This window comes from Bradyrhizobium sp. ISRA464 (genome assembly GCF_029910095.1).
Taxonomy (GTDB): domain Bacteria; phylum Pseudomonadota; class Alphaproteobacteria; order Rhizobiales; family Xanthobacteraceae; genus Bradyrhizobium.
In genome coordinates, this window is the sequence record NZ_CP094526.1 from 8,374,959 (window position 1) to 8,394,174 (window position 19,216).

16 protein-coding genes are annotated in these 19,216 nt (G+C 64.4%); 13 read left to right on the top strand and 3 right to left on the bottom strand.

Annotated features, from left to right (window positions below; all coding sequences use genetic code 11):
* Positions 1 to 176: 176 nt before the first annotated feature.
* From MTX19_RS38810 to MTX19_RS38830, 5 genes are all read left to right on the top strand, one after another.
* Complete coding sequence (locus tag MTX19_RS38810) at positions 177 to 1,514, top strand: IS1182 family transposase (RefSeq protein ID WP_280979491.1); 1,338 nt, start codon at positions 177 to 179, stop codon at positions 1,512 to 1,514.
* Between the two features lie 64 nt (positions 1,515 to 1,578).
* Positions 1,579 to 1,734, top strand: coding sequence for a response regulator (locus MTX19_RS38815; protein WP_348638259.1), 156 nt, complete (start codon positions 1,579 to 1,581; stop codon positions 1,732 to 1,734).
* A gap of 318 nt (positions 1,735 to 2,052) precedes the next feature.
* Entirely contained in the window at positions 2,053 to 3,282 is a 1,230-nt protein-coding gene (locus tag MTX19_RS38820; protein ID WP_280981871.1) for a threonine ammonia-lyase, read from the top strand.
* A 45-nt stretch (positions 3,283 to 3,327) separates the two neighbouring features.
* Entirely contained in the window at positions 3,328 to 4,551 is a 1,224-nt protein-coding gene (locus MTX19_RS38825) for an IS701 family transposase (protein ID WP_280984181.1), read from the top strand.
* The gene (locus MTX19_RS38830; protein ID WP_280978692.1) at positions 4,548 to 4,703 is read left to right on the top strand and encodes a hypothetical protein; all 156 of its coding nucleotides are present in this window, start codon (positions 4,548 to 4,550) and stop codon (positions 4,701 to 4,703) included. Before MTX19_RS38825 ends, MTX19_RS38830 begins: the two co-directional genes overlap by 4 nt.
* A gap of 181 nt (positions 4,704 to 4,884) precedes the next feature.
* Here MTX19_RS38830 and MTX19_RS38835 read toward each other — a convergent pair whose 3' ends face one another.
* Both MTX19_RS38835 and MTX19_RS38840 read right to left on the bottom strand, forming a co-directional pair.
* Positions 4,885 to 5,400 carry a DUF1697 domain-containing protein gene (locus MTX19_RS38835; protein ID WP_280981872.1) on the bottom strand — a complete coding sequence of 172 codons (516 nt, stop codon included), beginning with the start codon at positions 5,398 to 5,400 and terminating at the stop codon, positions 4,885 to 4,887.
* A gap of 24 nt (positions 5,401 to 5,424) precedes the next feature.
* Positions 5,425 to 5,730, bottom strand: coding sequence for a hypothetical protein (locus tag MTX19_RS38840; RefSeq protein WP_280974576.1), 306 nt, complete (start codon positions 5,728 to 5,730; stop codon positions 5,425 to 5,427).
* Between the two features lie 174 nt (positions 5,731 to 5,904).
* Here MTX19_RS38840 and MTX19_RS38845 point away from each other — a divergent pair, with 174 nt between their 5' ends.
* Positions 5,905 to 7,167 (top strand): serine hydrolase domain-containing protein, encoded by a 1,263-nt coding sequence (locus MTX19_RS38845; protein WP_280981873.1) that lies wholly within the window; start codon positions 5,905 to 5,907, stop codon positions 7,165 to 7,167.
* Between the two features lie 244 nt (positions 7,168 to 7,411).
* Here the strand turns inward: MTX19_RS38845 and MTX19_RS38850 are convergent, their stop codons facing one another.
* Entirely contained in the window at positions 7,412 to 8,524 is a 1,113-nt protein-coding gene (locus tag MTX19_RS38850; RefSeq protein ID WP_280981874.1) for a helix-turn-helix transcriptional regulator, read from the bottom strand.
* 659 nt (positions 8,525 to 9,183) lie between these two features.
* On the opposite strand from MTX19_RS38850, the gene MTX19_RS38855 reads away from it, so the two are divergent.
* The 7 genes from MTX19_RS38855 (at position 9,184) to MTX19_RS38885 (ending at position 18,940) form a co-directional block, all read left to right on the top strand.
* Positions 9,184 to 9,699 carry a hypothetical protein gene (locus tag MTX19_RS38855; protein ID WP_280985773.1) on the top strand — a complete coding sequence of 172 codons (516 nt, stop codon included), beginning with the start codon at positions 9,184 to 9,186 and terminating at the stop codon, positions 9,697 to 9,699.
* Positions 9,700 to 9,720: 21 nt separating this feature from the next.
* Positions 9,721 to 10,263: a hypothetical protein gene (locus tag MTX19_RS38860; protein WP_280981876.1), complete on the top strand. Its 543-nt coding sequence runs from the start codon at positions 9,721 to 9,723 to the stop codon at positions 10,261 to 10,263.
* 496 nt (positions 10,264 to 10,759) lie between these two features.
* Positions 10,760 to 11,995 carry an efflux RND transporter periplasmic adaptor subunit gene (locus MTX19_RS38865; RefSeq protein WP_280981877.1) on the top strand — a complete coding sequence of 412 codons (1,236 nt, stop codon included), beginning with the start codon at positions 10,760 to 10,762 and terminating at the stop codon, positions 11,993 to 11,995.
* Positions 11,992 to 15,150 carry a multidrug efflux RND transporter permease subunit gene (locus MTX19_RS38870; RefSeq protein WP_280981878.1) on the top strand — a complete coding sequence of 1,053 codons (3,159 nt, stop codon included), beginning with the start codon at positions 11,992 to 11,994 and terminating at the stop codon, positions 15,148 to 15,150. Before MTX19_RS38865 ends, MTX19_RS38870 begins: the two co-directional genes overlap by 4 nt.
* A 140-nt stretch (positions 15,151 to 15,290) precedes the next feature.
* Positions 15,291 to 17,321 (top strand): YgiQ family radical SAM protein, encoded by a 2,031-nt coding sequence (locus tag MTX19_RS38875; protein ID WP_280985775.1) that lies wholly within the window; start codon positions 15,291 to 15,293, stop codon positions 17,319 to 17,321.
* 132 nt (positions 17,322 to 17,453) lie between these two features.
* Positions 17,454 to 17,639 (top strand): hypothetical protein, encoded by a 186-nt coding sequence (locus tag MTX19_RS38880; protein WP_280981879.1) that lies wholly within the window; start codon positions 17,454 to 17,456, stop codon positions 17,637 to 17,639.
* Between the two features lie 278 nt (positions 17,640 to 17,917).
* The gene (locus MTX19_RS38885; RefSeq protein WP_280981880.1) at positions 17,918 to 18,940 is read left to right on the top strand and encodes an alpha/beta fold hydrolase; all 1,023 of its coding nucleotides are present in this window, start codon (positions 17,918 to 17,920) and stop codon (positions 18,938 to 18,940) included.
* Positions 18,941 to 19,216 lie beyond the last annotated feature (276 nt).

Here is a 19,216-nt window from a genome sequence, read left to right on the forward strand (position 1 = left end):
TAAACGCGCGTGCCTCCGCCATCCTGCGTCTATGAGCGATTGCCGCAGATCGTCGGCTTCTTCTTCGGTCGGCTTTTCGGCGCCTGCGCCGTAATCCATGTGTGACTAGTCCGCACTAGGAGCCTGTCTGAGTAGTGACTGGTCAAGAGGGTGCGAGTCTGATTCCTTACATAGCGATGAGCAAGGAATTTCGCCCCTGGAAGATCGATGAGGCCCAGCTTCTGCCGCCGCGCGTGCAGGATTATGTGCCGCAAGATCACGTTTCGCGGTTGATCGTGTCGCTGGTCAGGGAAAGCCTTGATCTATCGGCGCTCCTCGGCAGCTACCGGAGTGGGCTGGGTCAGCCGCCGTTTGATCCGCGGATGATGACGGCGCTGCTTCTGCACGGCTATGCGAGCGGCATCTACTCGTCGCGGCGGATCGCCAAGGCGACGGTGGAGCGGGCGGATTTCATGATGATCGTGGCCGGCGACCCGCCGGACTTCCGCACGATCTCGGAGTTCCGGCGGCGGCACCTTAAGGCGCTGGCCGACCTGTTTGTGCAGGTGCTGAAGCTCGCCGAGAAGGCCGGGTTGGTGAAGCTCGGGCACGTTGCGCTCGACGGCACCAAGATCAAGGCGAACGCGTCCAAGCACAAGGCGATGAGCTACGATCGCATGAAGAAGCGGGAAGCGGAGCTTGAAGCGGAGGTCGATCGCTGGCTCAAGGCCGCCGAGGCCGCCGATGCGGAGGAGGACCAGCGCTACGGCGACCAGCGCGGCGACGAAATGCCCGATTGGGTGGCCGACAAGCAGAAGCGGCTTGAGAAGATACGCGAGGCCAAGGCCGCGCTGGAGGCCGAAGCCAAGGCTGCAGCCGAGGCGGAGAGCAAGGCGCGGGCCGAGGCCGAGGAGCGTCGCGTCGCCGAAGGCCGCAAGAAGAGCGGCAAGACGCCGACGAAAACCGAGCCCGACGGCAAGGCGCAACGCAATTTCACCGACCCGGAGAGCCGCATCCTGAAGACCAAGGACGGTTACATCCAGGGCTACAACGCCCAGGCCGCGGTCGATGGTGCCCATCAGATCATCGTGGCGCAGACGCTGACCGGTTCCTCCAGCGATCAGGCGCAACTGGCGCCGTTGCTCGACGGGATCAGGGCCAATTTGGGGACCAATCCCGACGAAGTGTCGGCCGACGCCGGCTACTGCTCCGCCGCCAATCTTCGCACGATCAAGCGGCGGCGCATCGAGGGCTACATCGCCACCGGGAGGCAGAAGCACGGCACCCCGTCCGCCACTGCGAAAACGGCTTCAAGAGCCGGATCGCTGATCGCCAGGATGAGCACCAAGCTCAAGCGCGCCGGCTACCGAAGTCGCTACCGCTTGCGTAAGCAGATCGTCGAACCCGTCTTCGGACAGATCAAACAGGCAAGAGGGTTCAGGCAATTCCTGCTGCGCGGCATCGACAAAGTGAAGGCCGAATGGGCCCTGATCTGCACCGCTCACAACCTCGTCAAGCTGGCGAGGGTCGCATGAGCCGCTATCATTAGCCCGCCTTCCCGGAGCTAACTGGACAGGCTCCTAGCGTTGGAGGTCGCAAATGACTGCTCTGGCTCAATCGATCGTTCGTGCGTTTTCGGCGAATTCGTTGCAAATCAGCGTTATCCGAAATCTTTTCTTGCTCGCACTCGCTGTGTTGTTCGTTGCGATTCTGAGGGCCACCTACGGCCTCGATCTCGGCCCGGGATTCTTTTGAGGCCGGCGACACTTTTTCAGCCGCAAGTCATATTAGGTTAACCGGACCGGGCTAGCTAAGCGGACGCTTCACTTGCATCTTGAACCTGGGCCGACCTCTCATGGATAAGCCGATGCGCTGCCAGTGCGGCAGGACGCGAACCATTGCGCTCGACAAGCATTTTCGTACCGCGCTGGTCTGCCTGAAATGCGATGAGGTCGAGCTGGCCCGGCCGGTCAGGCCGGAGGAAGAAGTGCTAACCGGGCGATAGCGCGGTCGTTTTCGGCCTCGAAACCCGGTAGGCTTCGCTTTCCGAAACGTTCGAAGCGAAGCCAGCGGATGCCGCAAGATCCCGACAGTGCCCAAGCCGCCGTGACGCTCGCCGACGTGCGCCGCGCCGCCGCGGTTATCCGTGACTCGGTCATGGTCACGGTGTGCAACGAAAGCCGCACGCTCGGCGAGATCTGCGGCTGCCGCCTGTTCCTCAAATTCGAGAACCTGCAGTTCACCGCGACCTTCAAGGAGCGCGGAGCGCTCAACCGCCTGCAGGCGCTGTCGCCCGAGGAGCGCAAGCGCGGCGTGATCGCAATGTCGGCCGGCAATCATGCCCAGGGCGTGGCATACCATGCGAAGCGGCTCGGCATTCCCGCCACCATCGTGATGCCGATCGGCACGCCGATGGTGAAGATCGAGAACACCCGGCGTCACGGCGCCGAGGTCATCATCACCGGGCAGACGCTGGAGGAGTGCTTCGCATTCGTCGGGTCGTATGCCGCCGAGCACGGCTTGATCCTGATCCATCCCTATGACGATCCTCTGATCATTGCCGGCCAGGGCACGATCGGGCTCGAGATGCTCGAGGCCGTGCCCGACCTCGACGTCCTGGTGGTGCCGATCGGTGGCGGCGGGCTGATCTCGGGCATTGCGATCGCGGCGAAGGCGCTGAAGCCGTCGATCCAGGTCATCGGCGTGCAGGCGCGGCTCTATCCATCGATGTACAACGCTATCCGCGGCGAGCAGCTGCCGATGCGCGGCGACACGCTCGCCGAGGGCATCGCAGTTAAGGCGCCGGGACAGATCACCACCAAAATCTGCCGCGCTCTGGTCGACGACATTCTGCTCGTCAGCGAGGACCAGATCGAGCGCGCGGTCGCAACGCTGATCTCGATCGAAAAGACCGTGGTCGAAGGCGCCGGCGCGGCCGGGCTCGCCGCCGTGCTCGCCGGACCGGAGCGCTTTGCCGGCCGCAAGGTCGGCCTCGTGCTGACCGGCGGCAATATCGACACGCGCCTGATCGCTTCGGTATTGACCCGTGAGCTGGCGCGCGAAGGCCGGCTGACACAGCTTGCGCTCGATATCGTCGACCGGCCCGGGCAACTCGCGGCGGTGTCGATCCTGCTCGCCGATGCCGGCGCCAATATCATCGAGGTCTCGCATCAGCGGACCTTCTCCGATCTGCCGGCAAAGGCAACGCTGCTGGAGCTCGTGATCGAGACCCGCGACCGCGCGCATCTGGAAGACGTGCTGGCCAGACTCGGCGCCGCCGGATTTGTCGTGCGGGAGACCTAGCATTACAGTTGCATCTTCCTGAAGGTTCTGAATCTATGGGCGACCATGATTCGGGATCTGATGATTGGTGGCGCGTCGGTTGAGGATACGCTGACGCTGTGGGCTTCGTCGTTGCGAGATGCCAAGCAACGCATCCGTCCGCTGTTTACGCAAGAGCGGGTCGCGGCCTCGGCGGGGCAATTTCTCGACGGACTGTTGGGCAACGAGCCGCGCAAGACGGGTTGGATGCGGGCGGAAGCGGCTGGCGATCCAGGCCCGTGGCGCCAGCAGGCGATTCTGGGTCGGGGGCAGTGGGATGCCGACGCGCTGCGCGATATTGTACGTGAGTACGCGCTGGAAACGCTGGGTGACGAGGACGCGGTTCTGGTCATCGATGAGACCGGCTTTTTGAAACAGGGCAAGGCCTCGTGTGGGGTCGCGCGCCAGTACACTGGCTCGGCGGGCAAGATCACCAATTGCCAGATCGGAGTGTTTGCCTCCTATGTGTCGCGGCATGGCCATGCCTTCATCGATCGGGCGCTCTACCTGCCAAAGGAATGGACGGACGAACCCGCTCGCCTGAAGGCCGCACATGTCCCGAGCGATGTGAGCTTTGCGACGAAGCCCCGGATCGCGCATCAAATGATCGCTCGCGCGATCGCCGCAAAGGTGCCGTTCTCGTTCATAGCAGCGGACAGCGTGTATGGCACGGGAGCGATCGAAACCCTGCTGCGCAAGGCGGGCAAAGGCTATGTTCTGGGGGTTGCTTCCAATCACGTGTTCTATTCCTGGGGCAAGCAGCAGCCTGTCGCCGGCACTGCCTCTACGATCGCGCAGAGCCTTCCCAAGAAGGCCTGGCGCCGCCTGCCGTCCGGCGAAGGAACCAAAGGTCCGCGCTGGCACGACTGGGCCTATCTTGAGCTGGCCGATCTCGACGCCGGCGAATACAACGACGACCTTGCCGGGGAATGGACCCGAGGTCTTCTGATCCGCCGCAATATTGCCGACAACAGCTTAGCCTTCTTCTCCACATGGTGCCCCAAGGGCACGTCCATGCAGAAGCTGGTATCCGTGGAAGGCCATCGCTGGGCCATCGAAGACAGCTTCGAAACCGCCAAGAACGAGCTCGGTCTTGATCACAACGAAACCCGCTCCTGGCATGGCTGGCATCGCCATGTCTCACTGGTCATGCTTGCCTTCGCCACGATGGCCGTCATCCGTCATCGGGCCAACACCGGAGCATTGCTTAAAAAAACGCGACCGCGGCCCCGACCGAAGCATCGTTCTTGATCCGCTGGTCGATCCAGGAAATCCGCCGCATCGCCATGAAGCTCGCCCAGCGGCGCATCCCGCATGCCCACATCCTCGCATGGTCATCCTGGCGCAGGGCTCATCAAGCCAACGCGCGCAAAGCGCATCTCAAGCAAAAATTACAACTGTAATGCTAGGCCCGCCGCACCCTCAATCCTCATGGTGAGGAGGCGCCTTGGCGCCGTCTCTGGACGATGCTTCGCATCGCCAAGCGAACCATGAGGCCCGGCCGGTGGCCTCATCCTTCGAGACACTTGCTTCGCAAGTTCATCAGGATGAGGTGGCAGAGAGTCGACGAGAACATCCGCTGGATTATGAACCCTCCGCCGCCAGCGTGGCGAGCTTGGCGATCGTGTTGATGTTGCGCGCGGTGCCGTTGGCGGCTGCGGGGATCTTCAGCTTCGAGCGGCCCATGCCGCTGCCATAGGCGACATAGATCTCCCGCTTGCCGAGCCGGACCTGCTCGTCCTGCTGGCCCTTGATGTCCTTCAAGGCATCCTTCGCCGGCGGGTCGTCGAGAAAGATCGCAACCGTGTAGTTCGGCGGCTCCTTCGGGAACGGATTGGCCTTCAGCACGGCGGCGATCTCGTCGGCGCTGCGGACCACCACGCCGACCGGCTTGCCGGCATAGGTGTGCAGCCGCTTCTCCAGCGCCGCCTTGACCTTCGCCGCGCCGAGCTTCGAGGACAACACCACATTGCCGCTGGCGATGTAGGTCTGGACCTCGCCGAACCCCTCGTTGACGCACATCGCCTTCAATTCGGTCATCGGCAGCTTGCCGGTGCCGCCGACATTGACCGCGCGTAGCAGGGCGACGTAACGGGGCATTGCAGCCTCAGTGATGATGCGATTCTAGGCGTCCTCTTTCTTCTTCGCGGGCTTCTTCGCCGGCGGCGGCTCCTCCATCGCCTTCTTGATGGCGCGGGCATAGGCGTCGGCGGCGTTCTCCGCCGAGTTCTGCAGCCGCTTGGCGGTCGCCGTTGCGTTCAGCATGGTGCTCTTCGCCATGAAGCGGAAGTGCGCCTTGGTGTCCTTGTCCTTGGCCTTGGCGGCGCGTGCCACCCACACGGCCTGGCGTTTCTTGGCGGCCGCCATCAGGGCCTTGGTCTGCGCTCTTGCGGTTTGCCGGATGACGGCGTCGAGGTCGGCTTCAGCCATTCAGATGCACTCATTGACTGGACGTGCGCCGGAAGGGCGCACGGATCTGGGAAGGGCGCTATCACTAGCGCACCCGGCGCGGTTTGAACATGCGATCCTTGGCGGCCGCAGCCATTGTCTCCGGCCGGCCGCTCCGGCATAACCGTCCGGCCAGAGGAGAGCGGCCCGCGGATGATGGCGCGGTTCAGTCGGCGCGACGTGGTGATGCATACGGCAGCGATGGCCGCCGCAGGCACGATGACAGATGCGTCCCTTGCGAGGTCGGCGCCGCTCCACGCCCTGCGGCAAGTCCGTGACATCGATGCGGCATTGCGGGCCCAGGTCGATCGCGGGGCGGTGCCCGGTGTCGTCGCCATGGCCGCCAGCGCCCAGGCCACGATCTATCAGGGGGCATTCGGCGGCCGCGCGCTGGGTGCAGCGGCGAAAATGTCCGTCGACACCGTGTTTCGCATCGCCTCGATGGTCAAGCTGCTGACCTCGGTCGCGGCGCTGCAACTCGTCGAGCGGGGCGGGCTGAAGCTGGACGAGCCCGCAGCCCGTGTCGACCCGGCGCTCGCCTCGCTCCAGGTCCTTACCGGATTCGACGCCAAGGGTACCCCGCAGCTGCGTCCGCCGCGACGGCCGATCACGCTGCGCCAACTGCTGTCGCATACGTCGGGCTTCAGCTATCCGCTATGGGACGTCGGCGTCGTGCGCTACCAGCAGGCCGTGCGATCCGATCCGGCGCTGCCGCGCAGCGTGCTGATGTTCGATCCGGGCAGCCGCTGGGCCTATGGCGGCGGCCTCGACCATGTCGGCCGGCTGGTGGAGATTGCGAGCGGGCTGCCGCTCGATCGCTATTTCCAGGATCATATCCTCCGCCCGCTCGGCATGAACGATACCGGCTTCACGATCGCCGAGCCGCAGCGCGGCCGCGAGGCGCATCTGCATGTCCGCCAGGGCAATGGTTCGCTGGTGCCGCAGCCGCTGGAAAGGCACACGGTGCCCAGGACATTCTCGGGCGGCGGTGGCATCTGCTCCACCGCGCCCGACTACCTCACTCTGTTGCGGGCGCTCCTGAACGGCGGTAGCTTCGCCGGCCGATCGATCCTGCGGCCGCAGACGGTCGCTCTGATGGCGGCCAACCAGATCGGCGATCTCGATGCAGGCGTGATGAAGACGACCAATCCGGCGATCTCGAACGACGTCGATTTCTTTCCGGGCGTTCGGTTGCGCTGGAGCCTCGGTCACATGATCAACCTCGATCCGGTCGAAGGCGGCCGCAAGGCCGGCAGCCAGACCTGGGCCGGCCTCTATAACACCTATTATTGGGTCGATCCGGCATCCGGCATTGCTGCGGTGATCATGATGCAGATCCTGCCCTTTGCGGATGTCGGCGCGCTCTCGACCTGTCGGGCATTCGAGCATGCGCTCTACCGCGCGCGTGTTGCGACGTGATATAGCTGGTGGCGCGGCCGTGGACTGCGCGGTGCGACCGAGGTGTCGATGCGAACACTGAGCCGACGAAGCCTGCTTGACAGTCTCGCCCTCGTCGCGGCCACGGCTTCGACTTTGCGGATAACGATCCCATCACGGCCGATGCCGTCGGCCGCGTGTCCCGCTTTCTTCGGGTGCGCCTGAGCACCACCTGAGCCTTTCGATCAACCGTCATGGTCGCGCCGCGCTCTGCACGGCGATGACCTCACTGTTCAGGCGTACCCGGCGGCATCCTTGCGCCGGCGAGCAGCCCGGCCAGCTCCACCTGTCGCCTCTGCCCGGTCTTCGCCAGCACCGCCTTGAGCTGGTTGCGCACCGTTTCGCGCGAGATGCCGAACGCGCCGGCAATGGCCTCGACCGTACGCCCTTCGCCGATGCCGCGCGCGACGCGCGCCTCCGCCGGCGTCAGGTCGAACAGGCCCTGCAGCACCTCCGCCGTCGGCACCTCGGAGGGCACGACCGGCGTCACCATCACGATCGCGGATGCGCGATCGAAGAGGTCGTGCGCCGCGCCGTGGATCGGCACCACATGCACGATCATCGGCGGGCGATCATCCTGTGCCGCAATCGGGACCGAGCGCACCTCCGCGCTGATCGGCCCGTTGTCGAGCGCCGCAAGCGCCTGCGCAAACAGCACGTCCGCGGTGGCCGACGCCAGCGTGAGGCGCTCGGCGCGATCCTGCATGACGTCGGGCACCAGGCGGTCGAACAACGGATTAGCCGTCATCAACCGGCCACCGCGCCGCAGCACCGCCGCGGGCAGCCCGAGCATCGCCAGCGACACGGTTGCCGCTCGCGCGCGCTCCATGCCGAGCCGCGCCGACAGCAGCGCTGCGCGCGCCAGATGCGGTCGCAGCGCGTCGAGCTGGTCGATCGCCTCCTGCTCGATCGGCCCGCGATCATATTCGCGCTCGACGCTGTAGATCAGCACGTCGCCGCTCGGCACCGGGATTGCGGTGCCCGCGCCCCATCCGAGCCCGCGCGGGCGGAAGAATTCACGGATCTGAAGGTCCTGCTGCACCTCTTCGGGCGTAGCGAACACGTCGATGTCGCGCAGGAAGCCGGCGTGATTAGCCGCCAGCAGGCGCGGCAACCGTCCGTTGCGCTCGTGCCAGCGGCCCTCGACATAGGCGACCGTGTCGTCGTGCATGTCCGGAGAAGCGACCCAGCGCATGTCGTGTGGATCCGCCGTCAGCAGCACGACCCCGCGTGCGCGCGCGATGCCGCCGACCTGATGCAGGACCTGCGGCCACAGCTCCGGAACGACCGCGGCTTCATAGACCAGTTCGATCAGATGCTCGTGCAGGTCGCCCTTCATCGGCCGTTCCAGAAGCGTTGCTGCCTGGCAGATAAACCCGCCGACCGCCGAAATATTTCGTTAGATCGATTCGGGTTGACGCGGGAGTCCGTGAGACTCCGGGGGCATGACGGCGATCGCCGCGGATTGCTGCGTCATTTTGACCTTGCCCGTGACTTTCGCTGGGGCGCCGGGGGCGTGTTCTCGTTTGGCCGCGAGCCGCCGGGCGGCCGCCAGCACAGATGGACAGCGCCCGGTCACCTCATCTGCATCATGACGTCAGGATCGAGGAGTGCGGGTCCGTGCCACACGCGGCATCAGCTTTAGACCCGCAGCGCAATTAAGATTGTTGACGAATTGAAACGTTCTGAAGCGTTCAGAAATCAATCGACAGGAATGACGCGAGCGCGAGCCTGGAATCGTCGCATCTTTGCAACGCCGCTTCGGCGCGTTCGACCATGAACATCCTTTAATTTGCGTCGCCGCGACTTCTCACGCCAGCTAAAGCGCGATGAGATTGCGTTGAATCGTCATCGCGCTTTGGCTTCCTGTTTGAGCATGATCTTTTCGGAAAACCGCTTCACACTTTTCCGGATCATGCTGTAGCGGACGCAAGGTGACCAATGATCAGCCGCAGGGCGCTGTCCAGATTGTTGATGACGCTGGTCGGGCCGGCCTCGATGGCCGGCAGCGACGGGCTTGGGCTCGGCCGTTGCCGCGGAGCTTGTGCAAACGTCGATCTGCCTTCGCTCGGCTATGACGCGTTCTGCCGGTCGTTCTTCGACATCGCCGCGAGCGGAAAGTTGAGGGCCGGCGCAACAGGCCCGGAAATTAGAAGGGAGATGAGATCGCTGTTCATGCAACGTCGTCTCTATCGCGCCTCCAGTGACGCGATGCTCGTCCTCTGGCGGAAGAGGCAGGATGCTTTTTCCGTCGTGAAGGTCGAGCTCACTCTGGAATGCGGATTGCCGGTGTGGGGATGCCTCGGAATTCCCGACGGCGAGATCAAGGGATTGATGCTGCTCGCTCACGGCATGGCTAGCACGCCGGAGCGGTGCTTCGTCGACGCGGATCCGGACTACATGAACGCCATCGGCAAGCAGCTGTGCCAGGATGGCTACGTCGTCTGGTGCCCGTACATCGTCCAGATCGGGAATCAGGAAAGCCAGAACAACATCGCCGCCATGCTGGCGTAGCACCGCATCTCCGCCCACAACGTGTCGTGCGCATCGATCGATGCCGGCGAAACTGTTTGCAGGAAGCTGACCGGACTGTCCGGTCTGAATGTCGGCGTCTACGGCGTTTCCTGGGGCGCGTTTCTGGCGCTTCATCTCGAGGCTGCGACCGGGCGCATGAGGCCGACCGTCGTCTCGGGATATATGCGCGACGAGACGAAGTTTCTGATGTCGCCGATCTTCAGCAAGAATCTCGGCATCGAGCTCGCGACATACATCCATTTCAGCAACAGCCGCGCCAAATATGTCGGAAGAGTGTTGGCGCACCTGATCTGTCCCTGTCCGCTCTTCATCGAGCTCGGAAATCGCGACGTCGCAAACTCGATCGAGTATGGGAGAGACGAGAAGTTCGCGGAAATGCAGTCGGTGTACGCATCGTCCGGCCACGCGAATTTGATCGGCATGACCATCTTCGATGGCGTGCATGAGGTGAACGGCAAGAGCGCCAGGCCGTGGCTGCAGGAGCGGCTGGCATCGCCCGCCTATCAAGCGACATCCCGCCTGAAGAACGCCATCGCCTTGTGAGACGTCGTAGCCGCGTCAGATCAGCTTCGATGCGCGTCAAACCGTGCCAAGCGCAAGAACGCGCCACGGCCGTGTTGTCCGACACCGCTCGGGGGCGCTACCTCGGTATGGTCGTCGTGACGCCTTGATGACAGCCTCATCCTGACATGCGCATGCAGCGCCGCCGCTTGCGAGGCCGGGAACGCGCCGAGCCGAAGCAGCAACTCGCGAGCATTTGAGTACAATCACGCTGACAGCCCCGTGCCGCTCGACGTGCCGGCCTGGCCAACGCGGTCTTATTTGGCCCTGTTATTCCTGCATGGTTCGATCACCGAAGCTGCCGCGTCGCGAGCACAGATGCGGAACGAGGCAATCGGGTTACAGGATTGTCGGATGCGGATTGGGCGCGTTATGATCCGCTGCAGCGCAGCCAGCCTATCCCCGACCTTCGCGTCCGAAGGAACTCGACCTCAACTCTGCTTCGTGAAAACCGCCGATAGCCGAAGGGTTCGACACCATGAATGGTACGGAAAGAATGCGCGGTCGAACGGCAGGTCTTCTCGTATCGGCGGGATTGGTATTTGCGGGGGTATCGGCTGTTGATGCTCAGACGGCGCCGCCAGGGCCTCCCGCGGTGGGCGTGATCGAGGCGGTCAAGCGTCCCGTCACCGAGTCCAGCGAGTTTCTGGGACGAATAGAGGCGACCAACCGGGTGAATGTCGTCGCACGCGTCACCGCATTCCTGGAGAAGCGGAACTTCGCCGAAGGGGCCGAGGTCAAGTCCGGCGATCTCCTTTATCAACTCGAGCGCGGCCCGTTCGAGGCCGACCTGGCGTCGAAGAAGGCGCAGGTCGCACAATTGCAGGCGACGCTGGTCAACGCCAAGCTGACGACGGACCGCGCCAAGGCCCTGCTCGGCGGGCCCGCCGGCCAGCAATCGACCTACGATGCCGCCGTCGCCAACCAGCAGAGCCTCGAGGCGCAGGTGCAGGCCGCGCAGGCGCAGGTTGATCTGTCCCAGATCAATCTCGACTACACGGAGATTCATTCGCCGATCGACGGCAGGATCGGGCGCACCGCGGTGACCGAAGGCAACGTGGTGACGCCGAGCTCGGGAACATTGACAACGATCGTCAGCCAGGACCCGATGTATGTCACCTTCCCGGTGCCGGTGCGCGAGGCGCTGACTCTGCGCGCACGCTACGTGACGCGCGGCGGCTTCAATGCAGTCGTCATCCGACTACGCCTGCCGGACGGCCGGCTCTACGACAAGGTCGGCCAGCTGAATTTCGTCAACAACACTATCGCGCAGAATACCGATACGATCACGCTGCGCGGCACCATCCCGAATCCGTCACTGTACAAGTCGACTGAGACCGGTGGCGCGGTGCGCGAGCTCACCGACAACGAGTTCGTGACCGTCCTGCTGGAGGGCGTGCAGCCGGTCGAGGTGCTCGCGATCCCGCGCTCGGCGGTGCTCTCGGACCAGGAGGGCGAATATGTCTATGTCGTCGGCGCGGACAACAAGGCCGAGCAACGGCGGATCAAGCTCGGGCAATCGACGTCCACGATCGCGGCGGTGACAAGCGGGGTCTCGCTTGGCGACAAGGTGATCGCCGAGGGGCTGCAGAAGGTGCGGGCGGGCGAGGCGGTCGCGCCAGGGCCGGCCAGCGCGTTGATCCAGTCGAGCATGAAGGTCTCGGCCGAAGACAGTGGCGGGGCCGGCGGCTCGAAGTCGGGCGCCAACCCATGATTTCCACGGTCTTCGTCGATCGTCCGCGGCTCGCGATCGTCATTGCGTTCGTGATCACGATCGCAGGCGCGCTGGCGCTGCTGCAGATCCCCGTCGCCCAGTTCCCCGACATCGTGCCGCCGCAGGTCACGGTCTCGGCAGTGTTTCCCGGAGCTTCCGCCGACGTGGTGGAATCGAGCGTCGCTCAGCCGCTGGAAGCGCAAGTCGTCGGCGTCGACAAGATGCTCTACATGAAGTCGACCAGCGGCAATGACGGCAGCTACACGCTGACGGTATCGTTCGCGCTCGGCACCAATCCGGACATCAACACGGTCAACGTCAACAACCGCGTGCAGAGCGCACTTGCGCAACTGCCGACCGAGGTGCAGGCGCAGGGCCTGACCGTGCAGAAGAAATCCTCGGCCGTGCTGCAGTTCATCGTGCTGTACAGCAAGAGCGGCCAGCAGGATCCGCTGTTCATCACCAACTACGCCATCATCAACGTGCTGGACGCGATCTCGCGCACGCCCGGCGTCGGGCAGGCGTCGCTGTTCGCGAAGCTGAACTACTCGATGCGGATCTGGTTCGACACGCAGCGGCTCACCAGCCTCAACCTGGCGCCATCGGACGTGATTGCCGCGATCCGGGCGCAGAGCGTGCAGGCGCCGGTCGGCCGCATCGGCGCGCGCCCGATCAGCAATGATCAGCAGTTCCAGTTCAACGTACAGACGCAGGGGCGGCTGACGACGTCGGAGCAGTTCGGCAACATCGTGCTGCGCGCCAATCCGGACGGTTCGGTGCTGCGGATCAGGGACGTTGCCCGTGTCGAGATCGGCGCGCAGAACATGGACTCTGAGTCGCGGATCGACGGCAATCCCGGAGTGCCGATGGGCATCTATCTCGCGCCCGGCGCCAACGCCGTGACGACTGCGAAGGCCGTCCAGGCCACGCTGGCGAGGCTGTCAGAGCGGTTTCCGCCGGGCCTGACCTATCTCGTGCAGTATGACTCCACCACCTTCGTCACCGACACGATCAAGGAAGTGATGAAGACGCTCGGCGAGGCCTTTGTGCTCGTCGTGATCGTGGTGTTCCTGTTCCTGGGCAATCTGCGCGCCACCGTGATTCCGGCGGTTGCGGTTCCGGTCAGCCTTATCGGCACCTTCGCGGTCCTGCTGGCGATGGGCTATTCCGCCAATACGGTGTCGCTGCTGGCGATGGTGCTCGCCATCGGCATCGTCGTCGACGACGCCATCGTGGTGGTGGAGAATGTCGAACGCGTCATGGAGGAGGAGCCGGAGCTGTCGCCCGCCGACGCCACCAAGAAGGCGATGGCGCAGATCACCGCGCCGATTATCGCGATCTCGTTGGTGCTGCTCTCGGTGTTCGTGCCGATCGCCTTCATCCCCGGAATCTCCGGAACGCTGTTCCGTCAGTTCGCGGTGACGATCAGCGCGGCGATGGTGATCTCGGCCCTGAATGCGCTCACGCTCTCGCCGGCGCTCTGCGCCGTGTTCCTGCGCCATGGCGGACCGCGCCGCGGCATCATGGGGCGGGTGCTTGGCGGCATCGATTGGGTGCGCGACCGTTATGCTAGCATGGTGCGACGGCTGTTGCGTCTGGCGATGCTGTCGCTGGTCGCCGTTCTGGTGTTCGCGGGCGGCATTTTCGGTGTGTCGCGGATCACGCCGACCGGCTTCCTGCCCGAGGAGGACCAGGGCGCGTTCTTCATCGCCGTGCAATTGCCCGACGGCGCATCGGTGGCGCGTACCAGCGAGGTCACCAAGCAGGTCGAAGCGCTGCTGAAGAAGAACCCGTCAATCGATCACGTGCTGTCGATCATCGGCTTTTCGCTGCTCGACGGCGGCAGCGAGCCCAATTCGGCCTTCATGGTCGCTCGCATGAAGCCGTTTGCCGACCGCAAGGCCGTGACCGACTCGGTGCAGGCCGCAATCCGGCAGACGTTCATCGGCGGCTCGCAGATCCGTCAGGCTTCCGTGCTGCCGTTCAACCTGCCGCCCATCATCGGGCTTTCGACGTCGGGCGGCTTCGAATACCAGCTTGAAGCACTTGAGGGGCAGGATCCCGCTGCGCTCGGCAGCGTGATGGGGGGATTGATCGGCGCCGCAAACCGCGACCCGCGGTTGACCCGCGTGTTCTCGACCTTTACCGCGACCAATCCGTCGATCTATCTCGACATCGATCGCGCCAAGGCGCAGGCGCTCGGCCTCAACATGGCCGACGTCTTCACCGCGCTGCAGGCCACGCTCGGTGGCATCTACGTCAACAACTTCAACCTGTTCGGCCGCACCTGGCAGGTCAATGTGCAGGGCGAGGCCGCCAACCGCGCCGACATCCCCGATATCTGGCAGATCTATGTGCGCAACAGCGGCGGCGAGATGGTGCCGATCCGTTCGATCGCAAGCTTACGGATCGTCACCGGGCCGCAGGTGATCACCCGCTACAACAACTATCGTTCGGTCACCGTGAATGGCGGCCCGGCGGCGGGCGTGTCGTCGGGCACCGCGATTGCGGCCATGGCCGATATCTCCAAGGCGACGTTGCCGGCCGGCTATTCCTACGAATGGACCGGCACCGCCTATCAGGAGCAGGCGGCCTCAGGTCAAACCGGTATCATCCTCGCGCTCGCGGTGCTGTTCGCCTATCTGTTCCTGGTCGCGCTGTACGAGAGCTGGACCATCCCGATTCCCGTGCTGCTGTCGGTCGCGGTCGGTGTGTTCGGCTCCTATCTCGCCATCAAGGTCACAGGCCTGAATCTCGATCTCTACGGCCAGATCGGCCTCGTCGTGCTGATCGCGCTCGCGGCCAAGAACGGCATCCTGATCGTCGAGTTCGCCAAGGAGCAGCGCGAAGCCGGCCTATCGATCCGGGAAGCCGCGGCCCTCGGATCGCAGATGCGCTTCCGCGCGGTCATGATGACGTCGATCGCCTTCATCCTGGGCCTGGTTCCGCTGGTGGTCGCGACCGGCGCTGCCCAGATCAGCCGTCGCGCCGTCGGCACGGCCGTGTTCGGCGGCATGCTCGCCGCAAGCTCGATCGGCATCTTCCTGGTGCCGATGCTTTACGTGACCTTCCAGCGCTGGCGCGAGGGCGTGAAGAATCGGTTCGGCCGAAAGGGCGGGGGACCGGACGCCTCGGCCCACGAGCGGCCGGAATGAAGGCGAAGGTCCCGAGAGTGTAACGATTTGATTTGCTGGGTGAATTGTCCCTCTATGACGGTGCAATGGCCCCTGTGCTCACGCCGGGCGGCCTGCCGGCCGGTTGAATTCGCGGCCCCAGAGTCCTATGCGTGGGCGCCATGGACACCCTCGCCGCCACTGCAAAGCCCCTGAGCTCCTGGTCCCGCCACCGGGCGCACCCCGGCAAGCCGGCACCGTTCATGCCGATGAGCCGTGCCGAGATGACAAAGCTCGGCTGGGACGCCTGCGACATCGTGCTGGTGACGGGCGACGCCTATGTCGACCATCCGAGTTTCGGCATGGCGATCATCGGCCGGCTGCTCGAAGCCCAAGGCTTCAGGGTCGGCATCATCGCGCAGCCCGACTGGCAGTCGGCCGAGCCGTTCAAGGCGCTGGGCAAGCCGCTGCTGTTCTTCGGCGTCACCGGCGGCAACATGGATTCGATGGTCAACCGCTACACCGCGGACCGCCGGCTGCGCCACGACGACGCCTATACGCCCGCCGCGGAGGGCGGCCGGCGGCCGGATCGCTGCACCATCGTTTACGCCCAACGCTGCCGCGAGGCGTTCAAGGACGTGCCGATCGTGCTCGGCGGCATCGAGGCGTCGCTGCGCCGCATCGCGCATTACGACTATTGGTCCGACAAGGTGCGCCGCTCGGTGCTGGCGGACGCCAAGGCAGACCTCTTGCTCTACGGTAACGCCGAGCGTGCCGTCGTCGAAGTGGCGCACCGGCTCGCCAACGGCGAAGCGCCGCGCGATCTCGACTCTATCCGGGGCGTCGCGCTGTTCCGCCGCGTGCCCGACGATTACACGGAGCTGCATGCCGACGATCTCGACGCTGCCGACGAGGGCGCGGCGCGCCATCCCGGCGATGTTGTGATCCGCCTGCCGGCCTGTGAGCAGGTTGAGCAGGACCGCGAGGCCTATGCCCGCGCCTCGCGCGTGCTGCACCGGGAGAGCAATCCCGGCAATGCGCGGCCGCTCGTGCAGCGCCACGGCGACCGCGATCTGTGGCTCAACCCGCCGCCGATCCCGCTGACGACGGCCGAGATGGATGCGGTCTACGATCTGCCTTACGCCCGCGCGCCGCATCCGTCCTATGGCGATGCCAAGATCCCCGCGTGGGAGATGATCAAGTTTTCGGTGACGATCATGCGCGGCTGCTTCGGCGGCTGCACCTTCTGCTCGATCACCGAGCATGAGGGCCGCATCATCCAGAACCGCTCGGAGGGCTCGATCCTGCGCGAGATCGAGCGCATTCGCGACAAGACGCCGGGCTTCACCGGCGTGATCTCCGACATCGGCGGGCCGACCGCCAACATGTACCGGATGGCGTGCAAAGATCCGAAGATCGAGGCGGCATGCCGGCGGCCGTCCTGCGTCTTCCCCGAGATCTGCCCGAACCTCAACACCTCGCATGACGAGCTGATCCGGCTCTATCGCAAGGTGCGCGAGGTGAAGGGCATCAAGAAGGTGATGGTCGCCTCCGGCGTGCGCTACGACCTCGCGGTGGAGAGCCCCGCCTATATCAAGGAGCTCGTCACCCATCACGTCGGCGGGTACCTGAAGATCGCGCCCGAGCATACCGAGCGCGGCCCGCTCGACAAGATGATGAAGCCGGGCATCGGCGCCTACAACCGCTTCAAGCGGATGTTCGACGCCGCTGCCGAGCAGGCCGGCAAGAAATACTATCTGATCCCGTACTTCATCGCGGCGCATCCGGGCACCACCGATGAGGACATGATGAACCTCGCGCTCTGGCTCAAGAAGAATCGTTACCGCGCCGATCAGGTGCAGACGTTCCTGCCCTCGCCGATGGCGACCGCGACGGCGATGTATCACACCGGCGTCAATCCGCTGCGTGGCGTGCGCCGTGGGGCGAGCGACAAGGTCGAAGCGATCAAGGGGCTGCGGCAGCGGCGATTGCACAAGGCGTTCCTGCGCTATCACGACCCCGACAACTGGCCGCTGCTGCGCGAGGCGCTGAAAGGGATGGGCCGCGCCGATCTGATCGGCTCGCGTCCCGAGCAGCTCGTGCCCGCCCACCAGCCGCCCGGCACCGGCAAGGCCGCCGGCACACGCCGGCCCGTGCGCCCCGGCGGCAGGACGCAGCGCTTCACCACCAAAGGCCTGCGGATGGGCAAGTAATCGGCTCGGCGGTCTAAACCTGCTTGTCGCAATGTTTTGCCAACCATGCGCGCTTTCCGCCCTGGCCGCTAACGGATCAAAAATAGTTCTGCCGCAAGTTCGCGCCCGGGAAAGGGATGGGGAGTTCCAAACATGACCGGGCTGGCCGTTATGGAGAACGTGCGCCGCTACCGCGCGATAGCTTCGCTTTGTCGCCAGGCCGCAGCCTTCCGCCCGGTCCAGCGACCCTCTCTCCTTAAGCAGGCTGAGGAATGGGAGCGCCGCGCGGTCGTAGAGCTCGAAGGTTACTTCGCGGGTTCAACAACCACCTTCCGATGATGCTTCCGTGTGGCCCATTCGGTTCGGAAATAAGCTTCAAATAACCTTGGGCGGTCTCTACGAGACCTACCAATCACATCGCGCCACGGCCGATGAAGATGGGCACTACTGCTTCGCGCTATGATGGGGAGCCTGCCATCTAGCCAATCGGTGAACTGCGATGGGTCGAGAGTTTGCGCGCCGTCCGTAGGACCGGCCGCCCATTTCTCGCCGCCATTATCGTTCACGAAACTTGCAGGGGCTGGTCGTATAGCGACGGTGTTCCCAAAAGGTTCCGTGTGATCGTCCCATATTTGCTACAGCAAGATGTTGTTGTGTCCCGCCGCGCGCTCCTGGGCGGACTTTCGTCCTTAACCGGCGCACTTGCGCTTGGCGGATGCGCTGGCTTGGCCGCGACAGGCGCGCGCTTCGACGCATCGTCACTCTCAGTTGACCCCACATTGCTCGTCACAACCACGCGCAAGCGGGTGAACGGCGGGCGCGCGAAGCCTTGGTTCGGACCAGAGCGGGCTTCGACGATGACCGTCGCGCGGGCGAGGCTGGTGCCGCCGGACGACGGCCGCCTCTCGCTTGCCGCAGTCGGTCTTGCTGACTGGCGTCTTGATCAGGTCGAGCCGGTGTCGGGGGAGGTCGGCGATCTTCTTGCGCAGGCCGGTGGCGGAGGAGACGTCCTGATCTACGTGCACGGGTTCAAACAAACATTCGAGACGGCGGCGCTCGATGCCGCGCACCTCTCCGATGGAATCAAGTTCCGCGGCCGGACAATGGTATTCTCCTGGCCTTCGAAAGGGGGGCTGTTCGACTACGCCTATGACCGCGACAGCGCGATGTGGTCCCGCGACGACTTCGAGCGCGTGCTCTCTTCCATCATGTCGGCTTCGGGCGTCGGCCGCGTCCACATTGTCGCGCACAGCATGGGGACCATGCTGGCGCTGGAAAGCCTACGTCAGCTCTATGCGCGATACGGTGACACCGTTGCGGGCAGGATCGGCGCGATTGTGTTTGCCGCGCCGGACATCGATATGGACGTGTTCTCGTCGGCGATCCACCGCATTGGTCCGCTCGCCGGCAAGATCACCGTGATCGCCGCGACGAACGATCGCGCGTTGGCGCTGTCCGGACAAATCGCTGGTGGCATGACACGAGTCGGCGCCGCCGAGAAGGCTGCCATCGAGCGGCTCGGGGTGCGCGTGATCGACGCTTCCGACGCGGGCTGGGGCATCATCAACCACGATTTGTTTCTGTCGAATGCGGAAGTGCAGCGGGTGATACGCCGCTCGATTGATACCACAGCCGCGTGAACTCGGCTTTGAGAAAGCGATTGCGCAGGGCGGTGCCTGCTAGCCGCGATGCCGCGCCTTTGCGAGAATGGCGCACCCGACACGATTCGAACATGTGACCTTTGCCCTCGGAGGCGAAGCGGTGAATCGCCCCCGAACATTGCCCCCACAGATACGAAACCAATCAAGCGCTTAGGACGTCGACCGGCGTTCGGATCCCACACCGGATAACACTCAGGACCAGATCACCCGAAGGGCGACATTGGATCAAGGCGGGATCCGGGGTCGTGTGTGGCG